Origin of the sequence: Acinetobacter lwoffii (assembly GCF_029024105.1) — a bacterium.
GTDB lineage: Bacteria > Pseudomonadota > Gammaproteobacteria > Pseudomonadales > Moraxellaceae > Acinetobacter > Acinetobacter lwoffii.
Map to the genome: position 1 here is coordinate 392223 of NZ_CP118963.1, position 25537 is coordinate 417759.

26 protein-coding genes are annotated in these 25537 nt (G+C 42.8%); 15 read left to right on the plus strand and 11 right to left on the minus strand.

Annotated features, from left to right (window positions below; translation table 11 throughout):
• Positions 1-24: 24 nt before the first annotated feature.
• From PYW33_RS01675 to gmk, 5 genes are all read right to left on the minus strand, one after another.
• The gene (locus PYW33_RS01675; protein ID WP_004644972.1) at positions 25-219 is read right to left on the minus strand and encodes a bacterioferritin-associated ferredoxin; all 195 of its coding nucleotides are present in this window, start codon (positions 217-219) and stop codon (positions 25-27) included.
• Between the two features lie 220 nt (positions 220-439).
• Positions 440-823, minus strand: coding sequence for a RidA family protein (locus PYW33_RS01680; protein WP_004644973.1), 384 nt, complete (start codon positions 821-823; stop codon positions 440-442).
• 75 nt (positions 824-898) lie between these two features.
• Positions 899-3004, minus strand: coding sequence for a RelA/SpoT family protein (locus tag PYW33_RS01685; protein ID WP_004644974.1), 2106 nt, complete (start codon positions 3002-3004; stop codon positions 899-901).
• A gap of 215 nt (positions 3005-3219) precedes the next feature.
• The gene (gene rpoZ, locus PYW33_RS01690; RefSeq protein ID WP_004281186.1) at positions 3220-3501 is read right to left on the minus strand and encodes a DNA-directed RNA polymerase subunit omega; all 282 of its coding nucleotides are present in this window, start codon (positions 3499-3501) and stop codon (positions 3220-3222) included.
• 76 nt (positions 3502-3577) lie between these two features.
• Complete coding sequence (gene gmk / locus PYW33_RS01695; protein WP_004644975.1) at positions 3578-4201, minus strand: guanylate kinase; 624 nt, start codon at positions 4199-4201, stop codon at positions 3578-3580.
• A 133-nt stretch (positions 4202-4334) separates the two neighbouring features.
• Between gmk and ispH the strand changes: the two genes are divergently transcribed.
• The 12 genes from ispH to rplS all read left to right on the plus strand — a co-directional run bounded on the left by ispH (position 4335) and on the right by rplS (position 15096).
• Positions 4335-5285 (plus strand): 4-hydroxy-3-methylbut-2-enyl diphosphate reductase, encoded by a 951-nt coding sequence (gene ispH / locus PYW33_RS01700; RefSeq protein ID WP_004644976.1) that lies wholly within the window; start codon positions 4335-4337, stop codon positions 5283-5285.
• 158 nt (positions 5286-5443) lie between these two features.
• A complete protein-coding gene (locus tag PYW33_RS01705; protein ID WP_004644978.1) occupies positions 5444-5875 on the plus strand; it encodes a pilus assembly FimT family protein in 432 nt (143 codons plus the stop codon).
• Between the two features lie 18 nt (positions 5876-5893).
• Complete coding sequence (pilV, locus tag PYW33_RS01710; RefSeq protein WP_004644979.1) at positions 5894-6379, plus strand: type IV pilus modification protein PilV; 486 nt, start codon at positions 5894-5896, stop codon at positions 6377-6379.
• Positions 6369-7319 (plus strand): PilW family protein, encoded by a 951-nt coding sequence (locus PYW33_RS01715; RefSeq protein WP_004644980.1) that lies wholly within the window; start codon positions 6369-6371, stop codon positions 7317-7319. Before pilV ends, PYW33_RS01715 begins: the two co-directional genes overlap by 11 nt.
• Positions 7316-8002 (plus strand): pilus assembly PilX family protein, encoded by a 687-nt coding sequence (locus PYW33_RS01720; protein WP_004644981.1) that lies wholly within the window; start codon positions 7316-7318, stop codon positions 8000-8002. Before PYW33_RS01715 ends, PYW33_RS01720 begins: the two co-directional genes overlap by 4 nt.
• A 17-nt stretch (positions 8003-8019) precedes the next feature.
• Positions 8020-11607: a pilus assembly protein gene (locus PYW33_RS01725; protein WP_004644982.1), complete on the plus strand. Its 3588-nt coding sequence runs from the start codon at positions 8020-8022 to the stop codon at positions 11605-11607.
• 10 nt (positions 11608-11617) lie between these two features.
• Entirely contained in the window at positions 11618-12310 is a 693-nt protein-coding gene (locus PYW33_RS01730) for a type IV pilin protein (RefSeq protein WP_004644983.1), read from the plus strand.
• Complete coding sequence (locus tag PYW33_RS01735) at positions 12310-12735, plus strand: type IV pilin protein (protein ID WP_004644984.1); 426 nt, start codon at positions 12310-12312, stop codon at positions 12733-12735. The genes PYW33_RS01730 and PYW33_RS01735 overlap by 1 nt, the downstream gene beginning before the upstream one ends.
• Before the next feature lie 201 nt (positions 12736-12936).
• A complete protein-coding gene (rpsP, locus tag PYW33_RS01740) occupies positions 12937-13194 on the plus strand; it encodes a 30S ribosomal protein S16 (protein WP_004281198.1) in 258 nt (85 codons plus the stop codon).
• 30 nt (positions 13195-13224) lie between these two features.
• A complete protein-coding gene (gene rimM, locus PYW33_RS01745) occupies positions 13225-13773 on the plus strand; it encodes a ribosome maturation factor RimM (RefSeq protein ID WP_004644985.1) in 549 nt (182 codons plus the stop codon).
• Positions 13774-13800: 27 nt separating this feature from the next.
• Complete coding sequence (gene trmD, locus PYW33_RS01750; protein ID WP_004644986.1) at positions 13801-14535, plus strand: tRNA (guanosine(37)-N1)-methyltransferase TrmD; 735 nt, start codon at positions 13801-13803, stop codon at positions 14533-14535.
• 186 nt (positions 14536-14721) lie between these two features.
• On the plus strand, positions 14722-15096 hold the full coding sequence (gene rplS, locus PYW33_RS01755; protein ID WP_004644987.1) for a 50S ribosomal protein L19: 375 nt from the start codon (positions 14722-14724) through the stop codon (positions 15094-15096).
• Between the two features lie 512 nt (positions 15097-15608).
• Here the strand turns inward: rplS and PYW33_RS01760 are convergent.
• The 3 genes from PYW33_RS01760 to PYW33_RS01770 all read right to left on the minus strand — a co-directional run bounded on the left by PYW33_RS01760 (position 15609) and on the right by PYW33_RS01770 (position 19275).
• A complete protein-coding gene (locus tag PYW33_RS01760; RefSeq protein WP_004644988.1) occupies positions 15609-16577 on the minus strand; it encodes an esterase/lipase family protein in 969 nt (322 codons plus the stop codon).
• A gap of 268 nt (positions 16578-16845) precedes the next feature.
• Positions 16846-17856, minus strand: a complete 1011-nt coding sequence (locus PYW33_RS01765; RefSeq protein ID WP_004644990.1) for an esterase/lipase family protein — start codon at positions 17854-17856, stop codon at positions 16846-16848.
• Positions 17857-18246: 390 nt separating this feature from the next.
• A complete protein-coding gene (locus PYW33_RS01770; RefSeq protein ID WP_004644991.1) occupies positions 18247-19275 on the minus strand; it encodes a lipase secretion chaperone in 1029 nt (342 codons plus the stop codon).
• 181 nt (positions 19276-19456) lie between these two features.
• On the opposite strand from PYW33_RS01770, the gene truB reads away from it, so the two are divergent.
• The 3 genes from truB to PYW33_RS01785 all read left to right on the plus strand — a co-directional run bounded on the left by truB (position 19457) and on the right by PYW33_RS01785 (position 21740).
• Positions 19457-20362: a tRNA pseudouridine(55) synthase TruB gene (truB, locus tag PYW33_RS01775; protein WP_004644992.1), complete on the plus strand. Its 906-nt coding sequence runs from the start codon at positions 19457-19459 to the stop codon at positions 20360-20362.
• A gap of 12 nt (positions 20363-20374) precedes the next feature.
• Positions 20375-21172 carry a sulfite exporter TauE/SafE family protein gene (locus PYW33_RS01780; protein ID WP_004644993.1) on the plus strand — a complete coding sequence of 266 codons (798 nt, stop codon included), beginning with the start codon at positions 20375-20377 and terminating at the stop codon, positions 21170-21172.
• A 100-nt stretch (positions 21173-21272) separates the two neighbouring features.
• A complete protein-coding gene (locus tag PYW33_RS01785) occupies positions 21273-21740 on the plus strand; it encodes a hemerythrin domain-containing protein (RefSeq protein ID WP_004644994.1) in 468 nt (155 codons plus the stop codon).
• A 411-nt stretch (positions 21741-22151) separates the two neighbouring features.
• Here PYW33_RS01785 and PYW33_RS01790 read toward each other — a convergent pair whose 3' ends face one another.
• The 3 genes from PYW33_RS01790 to serA all read right to left on the minus strand — a co-directional run bounded on the left by PYW33_RS01790 (position 22152) and on the right by serA (position 25509).
• The gene (locus PYW33_RS01790; RefSeq protein WP_004644995.1) at positions 22152-23030 is read right to left on the minus strand and encodes an EamA family transporter; all 879 of its coding nucleotides are present in this window, start codon (positions 23028-23030) and stop codon (positions 22152-22154) included.
• A gap of 240 nt (positions 23031-23270) precedes the next feature.
• Positions 23271-24152 carry an EamA family transporter gene (locus PYW33_RS01795; RefSeq protein WP_004644997.1) on the minus strand — a complete coding sequence of 294 codons (882 nt, stop codon included), beginning with the start codon at positions 24150-24152 and terminating at the stop codon, positions 23271-23273.
• A gap of 124 nt (positions 24153-24276) precedes the next feature.
• A complete protein-coding gene (serA, locus tag PYW33_RS01800) occupies positions 24277-25509 on the minus strand; it encodes a phosphoglycerate dehydrogenase (RefSeq protein ID WP_004644998.1) in 1233 nt (410 codons plus the stop codon).
• Positions 25510-25537: the final 28 nt, after the last annotated feature.

A 25537-nucleotide genomic window follows, 5' to 3' on the forward strand; every position in this document is an offset into this window, starting at 1 on the left:
TTATAGGGAGAAATCTTTTTAAATTTATGCTGCAACTGCTAGCCGTGCTGCAATTTGTGAAACCTCATCACTGATGATCATGCGGGCTTCTGGTGCACAGCGACCACAGCAAGTTCCCAAGTCCAACATATCGCGGACATCACGATAACTTTCAGCGCCATTTGCAATAGCATCTTTAATGTCTTGATCTGTAATGCCGCGGCATAGACAAACGTACATAGGACACAACCACAGTGATTAAATAAGATAAGTAATATTATTGATAATTGTTATCGTTTGTCAATAAAAATCATTTGAAATAGCTTTTATCATGATTGATGATTTAGATAAAAAATCACCACCTGAGCGGAAATCCAAGTACTGCTCGGATTTCCACACAAAAGCGATTCATGATTTAGAATGAGATATTGCAGGGTGGGGATTGAGTAATTTTTATAACTTATTGATTAATTATGACAATGCCATCCATTTCAACCAAGGCATCTTTAGGCAGGCTGGCCACACCTAAAGCGGCACGTGCTGGATAGGGCTGGGCAAAATACTCACCCATAATTTGATTGACCAGTTGAAAGTGAGATAAGTCGGTCAGGAAAATATTCAGTTTGGCAATATCTGCCAAAGAGCCACCAGCGGCTTCACAGACTGCTTTTAAGTTATCAAACACCCGGCGAATTTGAGCTTCAATGCCTTCAACCAGTTCCATACTATAAGGATCCAGGCCAATTTGACCTGATAGATATAAGGTATCACCCACTAAAATGGCTTGCGAATAAGTGCCAATCGCAGCAGGGGCATTTTCAGTATGGATTACTTGGCGGGACATTAATTTCTCCTTTTATCATCGACATACATCATATTCGATCAATTCGGCCGATCAAAGCACTATCGTTTTAAATGATTAACTCGCTTTAGAGGCTTCACTGAAAACGACGGGCTGTGCCAGACGGATAATTCGCGGGAAACCGAAATACATGCGTAAATCCCGGATAATCTGTGCAATCTGTTTACGGTTATGCACCACGATATTGACGTAAGTTTTGTCATCCTGAGTGCGCACCATTTCCACCCCGGAATGCGCTTTACGACATTGGTAAATCAGGTCGGAAATCTGCTCGTCATTCATGTCCAGGTCAATGCTGAGATAGGCAGTAAAGCTGATATCTTCCAGATCATCAGAGGTCCACTGCAACAACATGATATTTTCTGGATGCTGATGCTGTTCATGCAGCAGGTTATGGCAGCGCGCACGATGCACAATCAGACCGCGACGGGTCAAATGCCCCTGAATTGGATCACCCAGCACAGGATTGCAGCAATGTGCATATTTGACATCGACACCTTCCGTTCCCTGAATCAGACGGTCTGAGCTGGCAATATTCTGATGCTGATCTTGGGCAAATAAATGGTTGGCCACCAGTTGCGGTAATAAATCACCGACTGCAATCTGTTCAAACAGCTGCTCTTTACTGGAAACATGGCGCCATTCTAAGAGGTTTTTCCAGTCTGCTTCCGTCAGATCACGAATAGAACGATGGAACAATTTCAAGGCACGATTGAGAGCCTGTTGTCCGACCAAACGTTGCTCATCTGGATCCTGATCGCGCAGAATATTCTGAATAGCACGACGAGCTTTCTGGGTATTAATAAAACTGAGCCAATCCGGATTTGGAGTGGCCAAGACATCAGTAATGATTTCTACCACCTGACCACTGACTAGAGGTGTTGAAAGGGGCTTGGTTTCATTATTAATTTTTGCACCCACCGCATGATTGCCTAGGAATAAACTCGCGGCATAAGCAAAGTCAACCGCCGTGGCGCCTTGTGGCAATTCATGTAAATGGCCGTGCGGGGTATAGACCCAGATTTTTTCCTGATGTAAATAATCCAGTAATTCACTAAAAGTCGTTTTGGCGCATTCACCATCGACCAGAACATTCAGATTCTGCATCGAGGCCTGAATCGCAGAGCGGCAGGCCTGCGGGGCACTTTCACCGAGTACGACACCAAAGCGTGCCGCTTTACGCATGAGTTCTGTTTGAATGGTGAGCGACAAGGTCGTCTTTTCGCCTTTCAGTCGCATCATCAGGGACTGGTTGCCACCCGGTAATGGACGACGGATATGGTCTTCATAGCTTTGAATCTTAAAGCTATGGGTCAGAATCTCTGCCAGTCGGTCACAATCGGCAATGCTCTGTAAAATAATTTCAAAAGCATGGCTGTGAGTTAATTCTTGTAGATCGATGTCATTTTTAACGAAGTGGCGCAGTAGCTCAATATTGTTATTTTTCTTCTTAATTCGGCCCTGAATGGCATTCTGTTGCAGCAGTTCGGTCAGGTTTTTTTCCCATTTAGCCTGATATTCACAGCGTTTTGGCTTGGTTTCCAACAGGGCGGCCTGCACATTGTTATACATGTCCAGATCTAGATTCTGATAACAAAGATGTTCCAGATTATCGGCCATTTCATTCATGCCGACAATACGGGCCATGGGAACAAAAATTTCAAAGGTTTCGCGGGCAATACGCGCGCGTTTGTCGGGGCGCAATGCGTCCAAAGTGGTCATGTTGTGATAACGGTCGGCCAGTTTCACAATAATGACACGTGGATCTTGTAAAGTCGCTTGCAGAATTTTCCGGAAAGAAGCCGCTTTATTATATTCTTTATCGCTCGAATGACTCAGTTTGGTGACACCATCGACCAGTTCAGCGACGGTAAAACCAAAAATCTTGCTAATATCATCTTTGTTAAATTCGGTATCTTCAATCACATCATGCAGCAGGGCGGCCATTAAGGTTTCAGTGTCCAAACGCATATGTGCCAAGATACAGCTGACCGCAATCGGATGTAAAATATAAGGTTCACCACTTTTACGCACAATCCCGTCATGTGCCATATCTGCATAATCACAGGCCGCAAGCACACGTTCGACATCGCTTTCACTTAAATACGCATCGATAATGATCTCTAACTGCTGCTTGGCTTGACTGACCTGTGGGCCTGGCATAAAACACCTTTTTCAACTGAATTTTTTACAAATAAAACGTGAAAGCATTCTAGAAATGTGAATTTCCTGGCTTGATAGTTTTTTGCTGCTACAGAGCAGAAAACCCATTCAAACTTGATAGCTAACCCTTATGTTATAACCGTTCTGGCATAAATATAAAAGTCACATAACAAAAAAAGCCTAGTTTAGAACTAGGCTTTTTGAGTGACGATCTCTTATTGGAAAGAAAAACCGTCTAAGTTTAGATTATTTGCAGAAAGTGCAAGATCCAGACTTGATGTTTGATAGTCTTGATCACGTTGTTTCAAAATGTCTTTTGATACATGACCTGAAGCGATTTCACGTAAAGCAACAACAGTCGGTTTATCATTGTCCCATTCTACAGTTGGTTCAATACCTTGACGTGCCAATTGACGCGCGCGCTTGCTTGCCACTAGTACAAGCTCAAAGCGGTTGTCTACATGGTCTAAACAATCTTCAACGGTGACGCGTGCCATAAGAATTCTCGTTTGAATAATAAATTTTAACAGACTGCACAGTATAAAAGGCTTTGTCTATAGACTCAAGTTTTAATCACTGCTCAGTCGGCGTAATCAGTTTCTGAATCAGTTTTTTATGACGGTTGGCTTGCTGACTCAGCACCAGACGATTGGCGATAATCACCGCTTCCAGGTCATGCAGCGCCTTATTAAAGTCATCATTAATGATGATATAGTCAAAGTTGCTATATTGTTGCATATCTTCTACCGCGCAGCTTAGACGATGTTCAATCACATCCACAGCATCAGTACCACGGTTAGATAGGCGTTCACGCAAGTCGAACTGGCTTGGTGGCAAGATAAAAATTTGTTTAGATTCAGGAAAAAGTCGACGAACCTGTTGTGCACCTTGCCAGTCAATTTCCAGTAGCACATCATGGCCTTTGGCTAGTTGTTCTTTGACTGTGGCCTGCGCGGTACCGTAGTAATTACCAAATACTTCGGCGTATTCGATAAAACCACCTTCATTGACCAGATTTAAAAAATCGTCTTTATTGGAGAAATGATAGTGTACGCCATCGAGTTCGCCAGGTCGTTGACCGCGTGTGGTGTGTGACACAGAAACGTGAAGATTGTTGACACGCTCAAGTAGGGCTTTAACAAGGGATGTTTTGCCTGTTCCAGACGCTGCAGAAACGACAAACAAGAGACCCGACATGATATTTTTCCTGATATGATAAAATATCTTCTCTATTTTAGAGTAGAGCGGCTTTAAACTAAATAGTTGTCAGTCGATTGTTTACATTTATTTCAATTGAACCGCTAAAAATGGTGTGAGTATTGAGGATTCTATGGAAATTGTTTTAGCCAACCCACGTGGTTTTTGTGCTGGTGTAGATCGTGCCATTGCGATCGTGAACCGTGCCCTGGAATGCTTTAACCCACCGATTTATGTGCGGCATGAAGTGGTGCACAACAAATTTGTCGTCGATGACCTACGTCAGCGTGGTGCGATTTTTGTCGATGAACTCGACGAAGTTCCTGACGATAATATCGTGATTTTTAGCGCACATGGTGTTTCTAAAGCCGTCCAGCTTGAGGCTGAACGCCGTGGTTTAAAAGTTTTTGACGCGACTTGCCCGTTGGTCACTAAAGTACATATTGAAGTGACCAAATATGCCCGTGAAGGTGTAGAAGCGATCCTGATTGGTCATGAGGGTCACCCTGAAGTCGAAGGTACCATGGGTCAATATGACAAGAAAAATGGCGGTGATATCTATTTAGTAGAAGACGAAGAAGACGTTGCTGCTTTAACTGTGCGAAATCCTGAAAAAGTCGCCTTTGTCACGCAAACGACTTTATCAATTGATGATACGGCAAAAGTGATTGATGCTTTACGTCAAAAATTCCCAATGATCCAAGGCCCGCGTAAAGATGATATTTGCTACGCTACGCAAAACCGTCAGGATGCCGTGCGCGATCTGGCGGAACGTTGTGATGTGGTTCTAGTAGTAGGTTCTCCAAACTCTTCAAATTCAAACCGCCTACGTGAGCTGGCTGAGCGTATGGGTAAAGCGGCTTATCTAGTCGATAATGCCGATGAGCTAAAGCAGGGATGGTTTGCAGGTAAGTCTCAAATTGGTGTAACTGCTGGAGCTTCCGCACCAGAGATTCTAATTAAACAGGTGATTCAGCGTTTACAAGATTGGGGTGCAGACGTGCCTCAAGAACTAAATGGACGTGAAGAAAATATCACTTTTAGCCTGCCTAAAGAGTTACGTATTCCAGTCACTCAAGCTTAAAATGTAACGTACTTATCACCTGAATTATAATTTTAAAAAATAGATAACTATTTTTTGCAGTTATCTGTTTTTTTATGCCATTCATCTCTATTTGTGTGGGTTTTGTAATCTAATTGGATACTATTTTTAATGAGGTAAAGGGTTGCCTTGGGGATGATATGCAAAAAAATAAAGGTTTTACACTCATAGAACTTATGGTGACCATTGCGGTGATGGCAATTATCGCGATGATGGCGGCTCCGTCTTTTATCCAAATGGTTCGGAGTAATCAATTGCGAAGCGATACCCGTGATTTTGTGGATTTATTGAGCGAAACGAGATCAGAAGCGATCTTTAAACAGAGTGATCGGGTCGTAGCGTTAGATAGTAGTGTGGCAACACCTTTTAAAACTTGGGTGCCAACGCATGTCACAAAAACGAGTGGGGATAGCAGTGTGACTTTTAATCGTTTGGGGCAGACCAGTGTTTCCACAAACGGACAGTGCTTTATTTTTGAACACAGTAGTGATGCTGCGTTAAAAGCATATGTGTATGTACAAAAGGGTGGAACGGTTGTTTACAATAAAGCGGCAACAAGTTGTCCGACTTGAGGGGAAGGAATAATAAAAATGATGAAACGTCAAACGGGAGTTGGGTTGGTGGAGGTGCTTGTGGCTTTAGTACTTCTAAGTATTGCTGTATTGGGGTTTGTGGCATTACAAATTAGAGCCATCACGGCTAGCAACGAAGCGACGATGAATGTTCAGGCGACCAATATTGCCCGAGATTTGGCGGAGCGGATGCGTATGAATCGGGATGGGTTGGTGGGATATGTTGCGAATACCGATACCACGAATTGCGCAACTGCATTTTGCTCCCCTGAAGATATGGCTAAATACGATTTTAGACTAGTAAGCAGCCGTGCAACTGGCTTGGGTATGAGCATGAATGTGCTTAATTGTCAAGGATCTACCTTAGTGCGTAAATGTGTTTATGTGGCGTGGGAAGAAACAACTGCGACCAATGGTACAAGTAGTTCTGATTGCACCAATGGTGCAGCCTATGTGCCAAATGCGAAATGCATCATCATGGAGGTATATAACTATGGCTCATAAGCGATATACCTCAGGTTTCACCCTCATGGAGTTGATGATTGCTTTAGCATTAGGATTGTTAATTGTTGCCGCAGGTTTGGCTGTGTTTTTGAGTAGTCAGCGTTCTTTGGGTTTACAGTCTGGCATGAGTGAGTTGCAGCAAAATGCTAACTTTGGAATGTCGCTCGTTACACATGATTTGAGACATACCAATTTAAATACTGCCTCTTCACATAGGGTGAATAATTATAACAATGGTTCGGGGATTATTTTTAAAAAAGAAAATCTACCAACTGCATTGCAAGCAACACCTAATTTAGAAGCTGAATTTGTTACTTTGCAAAATAAGGATACTGACAACACTACTGGGACAAGTGATCGGTTAACTATACAATATGTCCCTGCAAGCAGTGAGATTTTTAATTGTGAAGGCGTACAGGTGACGAATGCGTCCTCGAAAACCATTGTGCAACGTTATTATGTGGCAGAAAGTCCACAACAAGTACCGGGTGAGCCGACCTCGTACTCGCTGTATTGTGATGCTGCTTCTTATGATGGTGCAGGGCTAGTCGGTTTAAATACCAATGCACAACAAATTATGCAGCGGGTCGATGCGTTTAAAGTACGCTTAGGGGTAAAAAATCCTGCGGGTCAGTTACGGTATATGACGATTAATGAATATATTACTGCGATGGAGACAATCCGTGCAGCTTGTGCCACCCCAATAGTTGAAGATACCTGTTCAAAAACCTATTTGAATGTTGTTTCTATGGAGATTGGTATTCTGTCTCGGTCTACAGGAACAATTGGGGCAGATGCAAATTTAAATACTCAAACCAGCTTTAATGTTGCTGGAACTCCAGTCACGCTTTCAGGGGATGTAGCAGTAAATAAGCGATATTTGCGTCAGGCGGTAAATCAAGTGGTCGCCATTCGTAATACCTTGGGAGCATCATCATGAAACAACAAAAAGGTGCAACACTCATTACGGTATTGGTCATTTTGATCGTTATCACATTACTGGGGACTATAGCGGTAAAAATGGGGATTGTGGGCTTAAAAATTGCAACTAATAGTCAGGTGAATGCGTTGTTGTTAGAAAACTCCGATTCAGCGTTGTTTAATATTGAAAACCCTGCTGAGGTTGAAAGACAATTGGCTCTGGATGGTATGTTTGCTTATTTTAACTCGTCTGCCAATACAAATGACGAATTGGTATTTTGCTATCGCGCATCGGAAAATTCTTTCTTTAAATTATCTAAAGCTAGCGCGATTACAGAGGATGGATCAACGACCAAGATTGGTGTTGATGGCTTTTGTAAAGCCAATCAATTTGCAATGGGGCGTTCTGCAGTGTTGTCACAAGTGTATTTAACCAAAAATGCAACAACCTCTACACCATTTGGTGGTGTGCCAAAAGGAACAAGTCTTGGACAAAGTCATGTGCCGGTAACCATGCATAATATCGGCGCGACTGTCATTTCAGTCTTACCAGGTTTTGCAGGTGCGACTACTACGCAAATAGAGAACTGTTTTAAGCAGCGGGCTTCGGCCGTGGGGGCATGTTTTGATGGGTTAGGTATTCCCTATAACATGCAGCATTCGGACTATACCGTTGGCGGTCAGCCGAAGCTGGTATCGTAAAGAAAAAGGGTTTAAAGATGGATAAAATAAATCATAAAAATACGCTTTCAGCTGCGGTGTCAATGTTCATGACTCTAGCTGTATGTTACAGCGTGTCTGCACAAGCTAGTGATATTGATATTTATAGTAATACGACTAGTGGCAAAACCACGATTACCATGATGCTCGATACATCAGGTAGTATGGGTAATGGTCTTTTTTATTATAGTACATTTTTCGGAATTTTTACTGGATCTCATTCCACAAATAGTTTACAGGAAGATTATGGAGTTTGTGTGAATGCAAATTCCACTAGATATGAAAGTAATTCGAATATCCGTACAGAGGTGAAAACTGTTACATTATCGGATAACACGACTGTTAATTACACAAGATATTATTGTAGGGTAAGAAATTCATCATCGGAATATACAAGACTAAAAGATAAGGGTGTTTGTACCGAGTCAGGCACTGAACTGCGATGTTTCGACCGGTTAACTCGATTAAAAGATGCTTTGATTGAAGTATTTCAAGATGCTGAAATTAAAGATAATAATATTCTTATTGGATTGGGGCAGTATTCTAGTTCAACTTCAAGTATTGAAACCTCAAGTAATGCTGATGGAAGTACTGGACGAATTCTAGTTGCAGCAAAGCCGATGGATAATACGCATAGTGATAATTTAATTAAGGCTATTGTCAATTTATCCCCATATGGTGGTACACCTACAGCCCATGCTTATGCTGAGATTGGTGCATATATGTTAGGTAGGACAACTAAAGGCAGTAGTGAGAATGCTGGTAGTGGTTTTGATAAATCTAATACTACAGATATAAAGCAAGACAATAAATATAAATCACCGTTTGGCACAACTCTACCTTCCCCAACAGACACATGTAATGGTCAAGGTATTTATTTCTTGACTGATGGTGCACCCAACAGTTCGAATAATTCATCTAAATTAATGAGACGAGCATTAGGTCTTAGTAGTGATTTTTCTGATTCAGGTGGGTTGCCTAATGGAAGTGAAGATAATAATCAAATGAGTTATGTGGGAGCGTTCGCTAAAAAAATACGGTCTGATTACAATATAAAAACTGCAGTAGTAGGTTTTGGTAAAGATTTTATTGTTAATGAAAATACTCTTAAACTATTAGAAGATCCACTAACAAAGAAAATTAAGCCTTATTATGACTGTTCTCAGTTATCTGGAGATGCTAAAAATGCTTGTAACTGGGGAGCTAAACAACATGCTCAATTACCTAGTAACGTAGGTGGTTTTGGTAACGGTGGTTTTTATTCTGCTCAATCTACCCAAGATATTATAGATAGTATTAAATATTTCGTGGATGATACTAAACCTCCCTTTGACCCTGTTGCAACAGGTTCACCGACTTTACCGCAAGATGCTTTAAATCCATTACGCATTCAGCCTTATGGTTATTACGCTTCATTTTTGCCGAAACCGCAGGAATCGACCCAGCTTTGGGTTGGGAATATGAATAAATATCATATTTTTAACGGCGAACTATATAATGCAAGCAAAACTATTCGCTTAATTAAGTCAGATGGTTCGCTTGACGCAGCCGCCAAAGGGCTTTGGACCGACGAGGGCATGAAAGGACAATTGCCTTTGGGTTTAAGCACCAATGGCGCAAATGAAAAAATTGCCAACCGTACTCTTTATACCAATCGGGAAATTACAGGTACTGCGGCTCCGTATGCAGCAAGTGAAATCGGTTCACTGAAAAAAGTCAATGTGACGACTTTATTTGGTACGGGCACTACAGCGTTATTTGCCAATGACCCAGATAAAAACTATTGGTTGAACCTGCTCGGCTATAATGTTGCCACCACAGGTATAGTCACTTTAGCAGATCTTGCGACCAAACCTGAACTGCGTCAGGTCGGTTCGGTTATGCACTCCACTCCTATTTTGCTCACCCAGTCAGGTAAAATTTCATACACTTCTGGCACTATTGACACCACTGATCGTGACGATTACTTATTATTCGGTAGTACACAAGGATTATTGCATGTCGTACGGGCAGGCAAAAATGCAACTGATGCAAATCGTGGTAAAGAGGTTTTTGCCTTTGCGCCAAACGAAATGATGCAAAATCAAAAGAATGCTTTTCTATCTGAAACCAGTACTACCTTGGGCAAAAATAACCTGTTCTACGGTATAGATGCACCGTGGACGGCTTATACCCAGTATGTTGCAAAAGCAGATGGAACATTGACCGTTAACGACTCAGGTCGTGTTGCACAAAATGCCAGTGGTGATGATATTGCCATTAAAGGTTTGCAGTGGGTCTATGGTGGTTTGCGTATGGGAGGCAAAAGTTATTACGCTTTGAATTTATCTGACTTAGATAATCCAGAGCTCAAATTTCACATCGACCCAGCCAACTCAAAAATTTATAAATCAAGTTCCACAACTACAGGTGTAACCGCTCTAAGCTATATGGGACAAAGCTGGTCTAAACCGACCATTGCTTATGTGAATTTTGGTGGGGTCAAGAAACTGGTCATGTTTGTGGGTGGGGGTTATGACCCTGGTTATGAAGATGCGGCTTATGACCAAAATACTACAACAGGCGGCGGTGCGGGCGTATATATGTTTGATGCCAATAATGGCGACTTGCTTTGGTGGACCAGTGCCAATGCAACAGCAGCAGGTGGTGCAGAAGCCTATACCAATGTCAGTGCAACGAGCATTAACATGAAATATAGTGTAGTCAGTCAGATCAATGCCATTGACCGTGATAGCGACGGTTTGGTCGACAACTTATACTTTGGTGACTTAGGTGGACAAGGTTTCCGTGTCGACTTAAATAATGCAGCAACAGGTACGACCGCAAGTGCTAAAAAAGCGAATTTTGCTAAACGTGTTGTACGCTTATTTGATGAACATGCAACAGGTGGGGCAAGCCCTCGCTTCTATGAAATGCCAAGTGTGTCTATACATGACAGCGATGATGGCTATGTTGCTGCCGTTGCGTTTAGCTCAGGTAATCGCAGTTCACCATTGGTTGGGGCGGCTGGCACGAATCAGGCGGGTTCAGCAACCAGTGCAGTAGATGGCGTATTTGTGGCTTATGATAAAGACGTTGCAAAAATGGATCTTTATGGTACGCCAACATTAACCACCCGGACTGCGCTGTCTTCCTTAAACAGTAACATGAGTACAGGTGTTGCAATTAATGGAAATAGCGGTTGGAAATATACCTATTCAAGTACTGCAGGTGCTTATAAAGGAATGAATGAGCTATATGCCTTAGATGGTATGTTGTATGTCAATGTGTTTCATCGTGATGGTACAGGTATTGGTGGTTCGTGTGGTGCAGGTGTCAAAGGTGACAGCTATGTCTATCAGTTCTGTTTGCCTACAGGAAAATGTCCATTTAATACAACCACATCTGGGGTGCCGAATAGCGTAAAACTTGGTGCGGGTATTTTGGGTGCTGGTTTAGGTCAAGGACGTAGTAGTGCCAATAATACTGGGTTGATTGTAAACCGCCCTAACACGCTCAATTGTACCACTAGCCCAAATTTACCTGAATGTCAGGAGTTTACCACCACAGCGAAACTTAGACAGTTACGTTGGTATGAAACTCGTTAAGGGGTAAAGCATGAAAAAATACTTCGCTAGGGTGGTTTTTTTGCACAGGTCGAATATAGTTGCGAACTCTGCTTGTGAGTTAAAAACTTGCAAGCAGGGATTCGCCCGCCTCAACCGCAATGCTGGATTTACACTTATTGAACTGATGATTGTTATCGTGATTATGGCAGTTCTTGCTGCCATCGCTTATCCTAATTATACGCAATACATGGAAAGACGAGATTTGGCAATCGCGAGACAAGAAGCCTTGCGTATTGCTGCAGAGCTTGAACGGTTTAAATCAAGGAATTTTGGTTATAAAGGTTTTGATGCTAGTTATTTGTATGTATATACAGAGACGGATGCTGATGGAAATCCTACAACTGCCAGTTATTATAATAAAACGACGGGTCAATTGTTGTTGCCACTAGGCTCAACGAGTTCCACTGCGAAATATACGTTGACATTGGCGAATGGAGGAACAGGACATAAGCCCTTAACGATTGTTAAAGGACCTGATGGTCAAGAAACAGCAGATTCGGCGAGTGTGAACGGTTTGAGCTGGGTAATGTCGCTAGAGCGGGCTAAGGATAGTGATGGTGAGCCAAAACAGCCACGTAATTACGATCTGCTTTTAAGCAATACAGGTATACGTTGTATGACAAAAGTCAAAGATGTAGTGACAGGTTATGCAAATTGCGGCAGTTATAGCGAGTCATGGTAATGAAAAAATACTCTTTAGCATTTACTTTAATTGAATTAATGATTGTTGTCGCAATTATTGGCATCTTGGCAGCAATTGCTTATCCATCTTACACACAGTACAAAATCCGTACCAATCGGGCAGATGTGCAAAGTGAAATGATGCAAATAGCCCAACGGTTACAGAGTTATTATGTCATCAATCATAATTATACCAACGCAAGATTGGACAATGGCACAGTGAGTAAAGCCTATCCTGCTTCAGGAAGTGTATATACCATCACCCTTGCGCCACTCGATCAAACTTGGACGCTTACGGCAGTCCCAACCCCGAATACAGTTCAAGATGGTAATGGAGCAGTGGTGCTAAATAGCCAAGGACAAAAATGTTGGGAGAAAGGAACGACATGCAGTGTTTCTACTTCTTCAAATTGGGAAAGTCGTTAATTCTCGTTTGATGAAGTCTCTTAAAAGAGCATTCCTAGATGCTCTTTTTTGTAAAAAATCCAAATTCAAAACTGTGGATAAATCTAAATTATTCTTTCTTTCAGCATAAAATTAACGTAAAATACTGCCCTCTATGAAAGGGGTTTGAGGTGTATCGATGGTCGGTACAAGGATAATCCGTAAAAACTATAAGGTTCTATCATGGTTGTTATTCGTCTTGCACGCGGTGGTGCTAAAAAACGTCCGTTCTATCAAATCATTGTGACTGATAGCCGTAATGCACGTGACGGTCGTTTCATCGAACGTATCGGTTTCTTCAACCCGACAGCTCAAGGTAAAGCAGAAAAGCTTCGTTTAGATGCTGACCGTTTTGCTCACTGGGTTTCTCAAGGTGCTCAACCTTCTGATCGTGTTGCTTCTTTAGCTGCTCAAGCTAAAAAAGCTGCAGTTGCTGCATAATTTTTATATAAATTAGGTAGTAGCTTGCCCATGACACCAACACAGAATGTTCCCGAAGATCGTATTCAGATTGGACAGTTGCGTTCAGCATATGGATTAAATGGGTGGCTCTGGGTCTATTCCAATACAGAACCTATGAGCAACATATTTGACTATCTGCCTTGGTACATTGAGACCAAAGCAGGTTGGCAAATTGTCGATGTAAAACGTTGGAAACCACATGGCAAAGGCTTGGTTGTTTCGCTGAAAGGTGTGAGTGATCGCACTGGCGCGGATGAATTGGTTGGCGCAAATATCTGGATTTCAAAAGCTCAACTGCCTCAAGCGGGTGTAGATGAATATTATTGGTCTGATTTAAAGGGTCTAACAGTGTTAGGTCTGAATGATGAGGATCAAGAAGTGAATCTCGGTCAAATTTTTGAACTGTTTGAAACAGGTGCCAATGATGTGATGGTGGTTCGCGCAACTGCCGACAGTATCGATGGCGAAGAGCGCATGATTCCATGGCATAAAGATGTGGTACAACGCGTTGATCTTGAAGCTGGTCGTATTTACGTCAATTGGGGCGTAGACTACTAACACTTTTTGGAAATAAGGGAGTCTGCGATGTTTTTTGCAGTCATTACGCTTTTTCCTGAAATGTTTGAAGCGATTACAGCCTACGGTATTAGCGGGCGCGCAGCAAAACGTGATTTGATGCAAATTCATTGCATTAATCCTCGCGATTTTGCGACGGGCAACTACAAACGGGTGGATGAACGTCCATTCGGTGGTGGTCCGGGTATGGTGATGATGGCGGAGCCTTTGGCACAAGCAATCCACCGTGCCAAAGAGCTTGCAAATGAAGCAGGCGCAGTTCAGGTTCCTGTGGTGTATATGTCACCGCAAGGAAAAACCTTAAACGAAACTGCAGTACAAGACTTCGTTCAATATGACGGATTGATTGTACTGTGTGGGCGTTATGAGGGGGTCGATGAACGTTTGATCCAGCAATATGTTGATCAGGAATGGTCAATTGGTGATTATGTTTTGTCGGGTGGTGAACTGCCAGCGATGGTTTTATTAGACAGTATTATCCGGAGGCTTCCGGGGGCGATGTCTGATGAACAATCCCATGTGCAAGACTCCTTTGTGGATGGTCTGTTAGACTGCCCACAATATACCAAGCCTGACCAGTTTGAAGGTTTGGATGTGCCTGAGGTACTTAAATCAGGTCATCATGCAAACATTGAAAAATGGCGGTTTTTGCAGCGTTATCAGCGAACACTTGAACGTCGACCTGAACTGGTCGAACAAGTAGAATTGACCAAGCAGCAAAAAAAATGGCTGAAAGATTTGTAAGACATTGCTGAGAAATTGGTGCTGTCTTCGAAAACGGTACTTAAATTGAGTTTAAGTATTCTTTAATAGGCTCTTTAAAGTTGAGATGGTCAACTTTAAAGGGAAAGATAATCGGGTCTATGCGCTTTAGCCTCTAGCCCCCGCGATGATCAGACCTCTTCTGACTCGCATTATTGGAGATACCCCATGAGCGGTAAGCATCCTTTAGTTCAAGTAATTGAAAATGCACAATTGAAACAAGACATCCCTGCATTTGCACCAGGGGATACAGTAATTGTTTCTGTAAAAGTTAAAGAGGGCGACCGTGAGCGTCTTCAGGCTTTTGAAGGTGTTGTAATTGCTAAGAAAAACCGTGGTTTGAACTCTGCGTTCACAGTACGTAAAATTTCTAGCGGTGTTGGTGTTGAGCGTGTATTCCAAACTCACTCTCCAATCGTTGCTAAAGTTGAAGTGAAACGTCGTGGTGACGTTCGTCGCGCTAAACTTTACTACCTACGCGAATTGTCTGGTAAAGCTGCACGTATCCGTGAAAAATTACCAGCTCGTAAAGTTAAAGCTTAATTTTAAGTTTTATACGAGTAAAAAAATGCGCCTTTGGGCGCATTTTTTTATGCCTGATTTTTTTTCAGATTTATGTGAAATATTCCTGCAAAGGCAAGATCATTGCATCCAAAATATCCAAGAAAATTTTATGAATAAACATCAGCAATAATACAAAATATCCCCAAGACTGGAATCCTGCATTAAAAAGTTGAACGCAAATAAAGCATTGAGTGATAATAAGTAAAATACTGATCCATGCATTTACGACAATATGTCGATGACAAGAATAAAGCTCATATTTTTTAAATTGAAAAGGATCAATGACTTTTTGTTTGCAGCAGGGACAGGCTCTTTTAAATTTGTTTTTGATTTCTATAGAACATCTCTGCATTTATTTTATTTCACAGTTCTTTTTATATTTGATGAATATTTTATATGCAGTTTGATCATGATTAACAATTAAATTTTTAGAAAAAATTTAGGAAAAATAAGGGAGAAAAGCCTCTAGATGAATAGAGGCTCGTATAGCTTTATAAACCTTGTAATTTTAAGCGGTTAGCATGTTGACGATACACATCGACCGGATCAGGTGCAAAGATATTTTTCAGTCCAAGAACCATATTGACTTCATCCAGATGGTTCCAGTTGTAGTTATCCCGAATGGTTTTACCGAATCTGGCACTACAGCGGGAAACCAGACCATCATTGTCCTTGCCGCCGTCAATGAGTAGAGCTGTAACTTTGAGGGCTGAGTCAGGATCGAGCGGGTTGGTGACTTGACCTACACCTGTGAATGAATAGCTATAAATCCCTTTTTGCTGATAAATGCCTTCACCACAGGCCGTGGTCGGCATACCCAGTGGATATTTCTGATTGAATTTAGCAGATCGTGCCATAGTCAGGCTGCTACCACCTGCGAGTGAATCATGCGGAAAACTGTTTGGATCCAGACCTTGCGCCCAAGTAATAGCTTTTGACACCAGGTTGATGCCACCTACCAAAGGACCTTGTATTGGCGTGCCTTCTGCCTGAAGAATCAGGTCTGCCACTGGCGAGCCTTTATGCGGTGCACCGACTGAAGTCAGGGAAGCAACCATGCTAGGTTCCACGCCTGCCACATAACGAATGGTCGGGCCGCCATGTGAATGACCAATCAGATTAACCTTGGATGCCCCGGTAATCGCCCGAATTTCTTTTACTTGCTGTAAAAGCTGTTCACCACGAATTTCCGATGAGTTAAATGGTGATACCCGTGTGGCCCAGACATTGCCGCCATTCCGTGCCAGATCCGGTAAAATCTGATACCAGTAATCCAGTCCAAACTGGTCGGTACCGACCCGGATAAAGCCTGCCATACCATGAGCAAATACAATCGGGTATTGGGTCTTGGCATATTGTGAACTGGCTTTAGCTGTGACCTGACTGGCTTGGGTGGAGGCCTGAGTGCTGAGGCCTGTAGATGCCAGCAGCAGACCCGTGATTAATGCTCCGAATTTCATGATATTTTCCTCAGTTTTGTTGTTTTAACCGGATGATCCTCATCTGGTTTTGCAAAGTCCCCGATGCAGCAAGGATTCACTTTTCTACGCTTCTGTAATTAAAATGATGAGACATGACCAAAAATAAAGGTCAGCCCATAGGGCAAACCGTAGCAAAAAATTCAAGGGAGTAACTTGGAGTTTTCATTGCAACTTCCGGATCACTGATAGATCAAATAAGTACTTAGAAAAAAGCCTATATTTCAGCTGAAATATAGGCGCTCTGGGGTTATAAACCCTCTAATTTGAGTCGGTTGGCATGCTGGCGGTAGAGGGCGACCGGATCGGGTGCAAACATACCTTTCAGACCAAACATCATATTGGCTAGGTCAGTATGATTGAGTTTGTATTGGTCATTAATGACCTTGCCCATGAACGCGCTACAGCGTGACACCATGCCATCATTGTCTTTACTGCCATACGATAAGGGGCCGAGCTGCATTAGGATCGTATCAATATCCAGGGCATTGGTGGCTTGGGCCACACCCGTCCATGAATAATAATGAATGCCTTTGCTGTCTCTCTGTTTTAAATTTTTATTGCAGTCTTCTGTAGGAGCTAATACACCATCTTTCACCACCTGCTGTGCCACTGTGGCATTAAAGGTATTTGAACCGATCTGGGTCAGGGATTTCATGGAAGCATCAAAATCAATTTCCAGTTCAGGCTTAAGCTGACCCAGTGCGATCAATGGTCCGATAATATAATCACCTAAAATATTGAAGGCGGTACGGGTCAGGCTATTATTCTGAATATCATCTGCCACTTTGGAACCGTGGTAGGTGCCTGCAACGCCGGTAATCGAAGCGATATACTGCGGTTGGGTTGCTGCAACATAGAGTACCGTCGGCCCACCATGGGAATGACCAATCAGATTCAATTTTTTCTTACCGGTAATGGCCAAAACATCTTCAATCTGATGAATCAGTTGTTCACCGCGATGTGCCGTTGTATTTGCCGGAGACAGTTGTGCAGCAAAGACGGTGGAGCCGTTACGTGCCATATCCGGCAGAATCTGATACCAGTAATCCAGTCCGATGCTATCGGTACCAATGCGTGACCAGCCTAGCCAGCCATGTACCATCAAGATCGGATATTTGGTTTTGGCATAATCGGACTTGGTCTTTTCGATGACTTGTGTGGCACTTGCCGCTGCCTGGGTGTGTGCAGCAAAGCTTAAGCCCAAAGCCGCTGCTAAAGTCACAGTCAGTAACTGTATTGTCTTGTTGAAAGTACGCATAACCGTCCCTTTTTAATTTTATCATTATTAAAGCAATCATTGCTTTTCTAGAGTGCTATAGGCCATACAATCAGACGTTTTAAAATACAGTCTTGGCTTTGAGTGGCTGAGCCATTTTTCTTTGTAAGCAGCAGTATTTTTTCATTTCAGCTATCTAAAACCATGTCATTTGGGGACATGTCGAGTAAAAGGATTTTTAAGTGTAAATATATGGTTTATATACAAATGTATTTAAATAAAAAGTCCTTGAAATATTTGTGATTTTCTTAAGTTAACTTATGTAAATGGAAATATTTTGAAACAACAATAGGGATGTCACGTTAAGATAAAGTAGAAAATTATCTAAATTGTGGCGATAAAAAAGCCATCAACAGGTGATGGCTTTTAGGCTTAGTCAGCAAAGGGTAGCTTACCTCCTTGATCATGCACCTGTTCAAAGGTTTCTACCCGCAGCTGTTCTTGCGGTGTATTGAAATGCTTGCTACGCAGCTGGGCAATGGCTTGCTGTTTGGCAGTATCGGACATGCTGGATTGGGTAATCTGATCCCGTTCATCTAAATAGCCCGTCACCCGGTTTTTCCAGTCGCTGCGTTGTACATCCAGTTGTTCCAGTCGTTGTGTGGCTTCAGGACCGACCAGATTTATCCGCATCTGCCGGATTTCATCACGGGAACCGCCCCGGGCTTTAATATCAGCGGTGAGTTTGCGCAGATCTTCCAGTTTATTCAGTTGTTCCAGATTTTCCTGCCAGTCCTGCGGGAGTTGCTGAAACAGTGCTTTGAGCTTTTGAGCTTTTTCAGTCTCAGTCAAGCTTTTGTCTGCCAATACGCTCATCCGGTCCAGGGTATATTCATGATAGGCATCTTCTGTGCCAAACAAGCCCTCAATTTCATACTTGGAAAAGTACTGCTGGCGCAAATTCTGGGTAGTGTTATAGATACTGCGGTAATAGGCAGGATCTTCCTGATTCAACCCAGCCGGTGCAGCGAGCTGGCCCAAACCCTGACGGTACTGGATATAACGATCCCATAAATCCAGAATTTGCGAGAGTCCCGGTTCTTTATGATTCTGGCGAATATAGGCTTTAAAATCCTGCTGGATCTGCTGCAGATTTTTTTCACCAAATTGGGTAATAAAATATTCAAAACAGTTGCGGGTCTGTTCATTCACGATCAGACGATTGCTGACATCTAACTGCATTTGACAATTAATTTCGGTATCTTGTTGGCTGGCACTGGGGAAGGAAGCATTGGCAGGGCCATTGACCAAGCGTACGGTTTGCTCTGCCTGAGTTTCAGTTAAAGGCGTTTTTGTCCCGGTATCTGTTTGAGTATTTTCTTTTGGGGACAGCCATAAGATCAGCGTGAGAATGCACAGCACCAGCAACGCCAGAATGATCCATATTTTATATTTCTGCATATCCTATGCACCTATTTTCTCGTTATTTCATTATTTTTAGAGGTTTAAGCTTTTTAAAAGCGTTGAGTTGTTCAAACCGGCTCAATATGCCATAAAAATCATCAGATACTATAGAAAAGTTGTAAATCCTCTCGCAGGGTTTTACCATGGCGCCAATTTATAAAATGTCTGATTTTTTGCCATGAAAGCATCATCTCCTAAAATTCAGCGTCGTCATCTTAGTGGTGTCTTCCTGCTTAATAAGCCTTTGGGCATCAGTTCCAATGCTGCATTGCAAAGAGTCCGCTGGTTGTATCGGGCACAAAAAGCCGGCCATACCGGTGCGCTGGATCCGCTGGCATCCGGTTTATTGCCCGTGTGTTTGGGGGAGGCGACCAAGTTTTCGCATTATTTATTAGATTCGGTCAAGCGTTATCAGACGACCGTATTTTTGGGGCATAGCACCACCACGGGAGATGTGGAAGGCGAGGTGCTTCTGGAAAAAGCGGTTCCTGAATTATCCGAGTCTTTGATTCAAAAAACACTGGCGCAATTTGTGGGTGATATCCAGCAAGTGCCGCCGATGTATTCTGCCTTGAAAAAAGAAGGCCGTCCTTTATACGAACTGGCGCGCAAAGGTATCGAGATTGAGCGTGAAGCACGTCCGATTACAATTTTAGCGATTGAGCTTTTATCCTTTACCGAAAACAGTATTACGCTGGATATTACCTGTTCTAAAGGCACTTATATCCGGGTATTGGGTGAAGATATTGCCAAAGCACTGGGAACTTATGGCCATCTGACTTATCTGCACCGCATCAAAACCGGTCATTTTGATTTGATCCCGAGTTATACCATTGAATATCTGGAAAGCCTGAGCGAAGCAGAGCGTGATGCACTGTTGTTGCCGGCCTATGCACCGGTTGATCATTTTCCAAAAGTGCAGGTACCCGAAGGTCGCGCAGAATATTTTAGCCGCGGCATGGAAAGCAATATCGAACATGAAGCAGCTGAACAGGTGCTGGTTTTTGATGGCGAGAAATGTCTGGGGCTGGCAGAAATTACCGACAAAAAACGTCTGGTACCCAAACGCGTCCTGAACCTCTAATCGAGTCAAGATATGGAAATAGAGATCATCATCAGTCTGGTTGTCTTTGCATTTTTTGCAGGGGCGATTGATGCTGCCGTGGGTGGTGGTGGTCTGATCCAGATCCCGGCAATTATGGGGAGTTTACCGCATTTACAGCCTGCTACGGTCTTTGGCACCAATAAACTCGCGTCCATTTGTGGCACCGCTTCTGCGGCATTTTCCTATCTGCGTCAGGTAAAACTGCCGTGGCTGCTCTTGGGCGTGATTGCACTGTGCAGTTTTGTCAGTTCTTTTATGGGTGCAGCCAGCGTTACGCTAATTCCAGTCGAGATCCTTAAGCCTTTTGTGCTGGTCATGTTGATCGTGATCGCAATCTATACCTTAATGAAAAAACAGTTTGGCCAGGTGCATACCGAACAAAAACTGAATCGGAAAATGCTGATTCTGGCCGCTTTGGGCAGTCTGGCGATAGGCTTTTATGATGGTATCTTTGGTCCGGGCACCGGCAGTTTCTTTATTTTCTTTTTTATTCGCTATTTAAGCGTCGACTTCCTGCATGCATCGGCTTTATCGAAAATTGCCAATTTCACCACCAACCTGGCCGCCTTAAGCTTTTTTATTCCCAGTGGTAATGTGCTGTTTATGGTTGGGGCAATGATGGCGGTAGCCAATATTTGTGGTTCCTTGGTCGGGGTGCGCTTGGCATTTAAATATGGCAGTGGCTTTATCCGGATTTTATTCCTGATTCTGGTCAGTCTGCTGATTTGCCGGATGGCATACCAGATGTTTTTTAGATCTAAACCCGATGTAAATCATTCTCGATATTAAAATTTCTTAACAAATCACTGTATAAACTGCGTCTGAACCTGTTCTGAAAATCTTCTAGAATCAATGATATGAAAAATAAAACAATCGGAGAAATATCGGAATGACGACTATTTTTGAAGCATTAAGAGAGAGTCATGAGATTCAGCGTGATCTTGCAGAAAAATTATTACAGACTTCCGGGGATACACCAGAACGCCGCGAGCTGTTCAAGCAACTCAAAAATGAATTATTTGCCCATGAAGCTGCGGAAGACCGTTATTTTTATATTCCCTTGATGATGACCGATTCGGGCCTGAATATTACCCGCCATGCCTTGGCGGAACATCATGAAATGGATGAAATGATCGAGGAATTAACTGCAACTGAATTGAGTAATCCAGGCTGGATTGCCATTGCTAAAAAACTTTCCGAAAAAGTGCATCATCACTTAAAAGAAGAGGAACATGGTTTCTTCCAGCAGGCCGGTAAAATTCTGGGTGAAGAGCAGAAGACCGCTTTAGCAGTGCAGTACAAGAATGAATACCAGCGTTATAAAGAAATGAAAAAAGATATGCTGGTACAAAACTAAACATCGAAAAGATGACATTTGATTAGCTACTTTTCCATAACTTATAACTCAAATTAGATGTTTGAGTTAATCGTTATGCATGTTTAGCTTAAGAAGATGATTGTACAGCCTCATTTCTTAAAAATTTAAATGCTTTTGTGTAGGCAATCTCCATACTTTGGAAAGACCCAAAGTAGGCAAAAGTCTTTTGTTACCCATACACGACGTCCTGTCGTGATGGGTAACATGTGGCATCCTTGCCACACTCGCGTATCAAAAATCTCTTTATTGCAACTAGGGCATCTGATCATCTTTTTATCTGGAGATATGAGATTTTTATCCATTCATCTATTTTTTTTAGTTATATCAAATGGATAAAGTGAAGAGATTAATGATGAGATATATTTAGTTGTTCAAATTCCAATAAGCCTTTTAGGTATTCTTTTCTCCCGATCCTTGACGGGCGGCACGTACAGTCACGCCGACTGATGCCAGCATGATACAGATCAGTGCCACGGTCTGAAGAAGCGTAATTTTTTCGCCTAATAGTACAAAACCGGCCAGTGCAGCCAAAGCCGGAGACAGGCTGGACAGGGTACCATAGCTGGTTTTATTCAAATGCTGAAGTGCCTTTAAATCCAGAGCATAAGGAATGGCTGTTGCCAGTACAGCAATGCTAATTGCCTTGCCCCAATGTTGCGTATCAATCAATGCGGGCGTGTTGTTGTAGAGACCGATAGGTAGCAGACACAAAGCCGACATACTGATGGCAATGGTCAGCGCATGCATGCCGATATTCTGCTGAACTACGCGTTGCCCGAAGAAAATATACAGTGCCCAACATAAACCCGCACCTAAAGCACAGGCGGCGCCCAGAAGGTCGAAATTACTACTATTGGCCTGTCCCCATGGCACCATTAACGCAATGCCTAAAATGGCCATCAATACCCAAATATAATCACTACGATGTTTGATCGAGAGCAGGGCCAGACCTAAAGGACCAATAAACTCCAGACCGACTGCAATTCCCTGCGGTAATCTTCCTAGAGACAAATAGAATAAAATATTCATGACCCCTAAAGCGGCGCTATAGCAGAGTAAATCCCGCCATTTCAAAAAAGGCAAACGCTGAATGATTTTCCAGGAACGAAACATCACGCCGACAATGATCGCTGCAAAACAGAGTCTTAAAATGGTCACTGTGATAGGGTCAAGGACCAGAAAAAGTTGCTTGGCGAAGGATGCACTGATCTGGTACGACATCATGGATAAAACCATGTACAACACAGCAAGGAGTTGGGCGTTTGGCATGGGAGTTACTTACACCAGAAAGGTGTAATCAGGACATGGAAGAAAGCGGGATTATAGCAAAACGGTTAATTTTTAATGAGTAGGGGTGGAAATAATTTTAAATTTAAAGTTACTTTTAAAAAGAGAAAATTTTGATCTTAGAAGAGTATTAGACTGAATTTATCGACTTTGAGTAGGCTTTTCCAGCTAATATTTTTTTAAATTCAAAGTGAGTAGTATTTCTTATAACGAATTTTAAATTTAAAAGTGCTCAACTGTATTTTTTCTTCTTTGACTGGTCACCGTACAACCCACTGAAGCACTGATAATCGTGGCCAATGCCAGCCATTGTGTCCACAACAAGGTTTCACCTAGAAAGACCAGCCCCGAGAGTGCGGCAATGGCGGGTTCCAGACTCATCAAAGTGCCGAAACTGAGTGCGCTTAAATTACGCAGTGCGATCATTTCCAGAGTGAAAGGCAGGGCACTGGCCAACACAGCCAAAGCCACAAAATACAACAAACTCATCGGTTCAAAAGTATGTGCCGGCATGCCTGCCAAGAGCGCAATCGGCATCAGCACCAGCATGCCGACAAACATGCCCAAGCATACAGTATGATTGCCAGAAACGCCTGAAGGTCTTTGGCCGGCAACGATATATAAGGCCCAGCAAGCACCGGCACCCAAGGCGAATGCAATCCCGATCGGGTCAAGCGGCTGGGCAGCCTGATCAAAAGGAAATAGCAGAACCAAGCCCAGAATCGCCAGTCCGACCCAGACAAAGTCGAATTTTTGCCGTGCATAAAACAGGGCAACACTTAAGGGGCCAATGAATTCAAAAGAGACGGCAATTCCCAGCGGTAGGCGATCAATCGATAGGTAAAACAAGAGGTTCATGCCGGCCAGAGCAAGGCCATAACTGATAATGGCCGGCCATTTGATTTGTCTGAAATGAATTTGCCAAATTTTAAAAATTAGTGCCAAAATCACAGCGCCCAAAAGCAGACGCATTGCGGAAACAGTCAGGATCGGAAACTGACCGAACAGATATTTGGCAAAGGAACCACTACTTTGCATACTGATCATGGCGATCAACAGAATTAGTGGCGCTTGCACAATAGGTGCAATTTTAAAATTCAGCATGACTAAATAGGTTTCGATTGCTCGAATAGCGGAAGAGCAGCATAAGCTGAAAAAGGTTTAAAAATACAAACCTTAAAAACAAAAAACCACAGCCCGAGAGCTGTGGTTTTTCTACAATATTGAATTAGAACAATACGCGTGCGCGGATTGTACCTTCAACATTCGAAAGCATATCGAGTGCTTCATGAGATGCAGCAGCATCGACATCCATCACCAGGTAACCGACATCGCCTTTAGTCATCAGTGACTGGCCAGAGATGTTGATGCCTTGTTCAGCAAACAGGTTGTTGATTTTAGACAACACGCCCGGAATATTTTGGTGGATGTGCAGTAAACGGTGTTTGCCTTCAGTCAACGGCAATGCGATTTCTGGGAAGTTCACCGCAGAAAGCGTCATACCCTTGTCAGAATAAGCCACGAATTTCTCAGCTACTTCCAGACCGATGTTCGCTTGCGCTTCCATCGTAGAACCGCCTACGTGTGGAGTCAGAATTACGTTTGGCAGGTTACGCAGTGGAGAAACAAATTCTTCACCGTTTGCTTTAGGCTCTTTCGGGAATACGTCAACCGCAGCACCAGCAATGTGACCAGACTTGATCGCATCTGCCAGATCTTCAATTACGACACATGTACCACGTGCCGCATTCAGGAAGATTGAACCTTCTTTCATTTGCGCAAACTGTTCTTTGCCAAAGAAATTACGGGTAGATGGCAGATCCGGAACGTGTAGAGTAACCACGTCTGCATTGGCAAGTAATTCGCCCATAGAGCCGACTTGACGTGCATTACCTAAAGGTAATTTAGTCACTGTATCGAAATAGATTACTTTCATACCCAGACTTTCAGCCAGTACAGAAAGTTGTGAACCGATCGAACCGTAACCTACGATACCTAAAGTTTTACCACGTGTTTCGAATGAACCGACAGCCGATTTATTCCAGCCACCTGCATGTGTATCTGTTGATTTTTCAGGTACACGGCGCAGAAGAAGAATAGTTTCTGCCAATACCAGTTCAGCAACTGAACGTGTATTTGAATATGGTGCATTAAATACCGGAATACCGCGACGCATTGCAGCATCAAGATTGACCTGATTGGTACCGATACAGAAGCAGCCTACTGCAATCAGTTTGTTCGCGGCTTCAAATACCTCTTCAGTCAATTGAGTACGGGAACGAATACCGACAAAGTGTGCATCTTTAATCGCTTCTTTCAGTGCTTCACCCTCAAGCGCTGTTTTGCGATAGTCAATGTTGGTATATCCAGCTGCATTCAATGTATCGATTGCGTTCTGGTGAACGCCTTCTAGTAATAGAAAACGGATTTTATCTTTAGGTAGAGAAAGATGTTGGCTCATTACGGCTCCGCTACAAAGGCCAAATTTA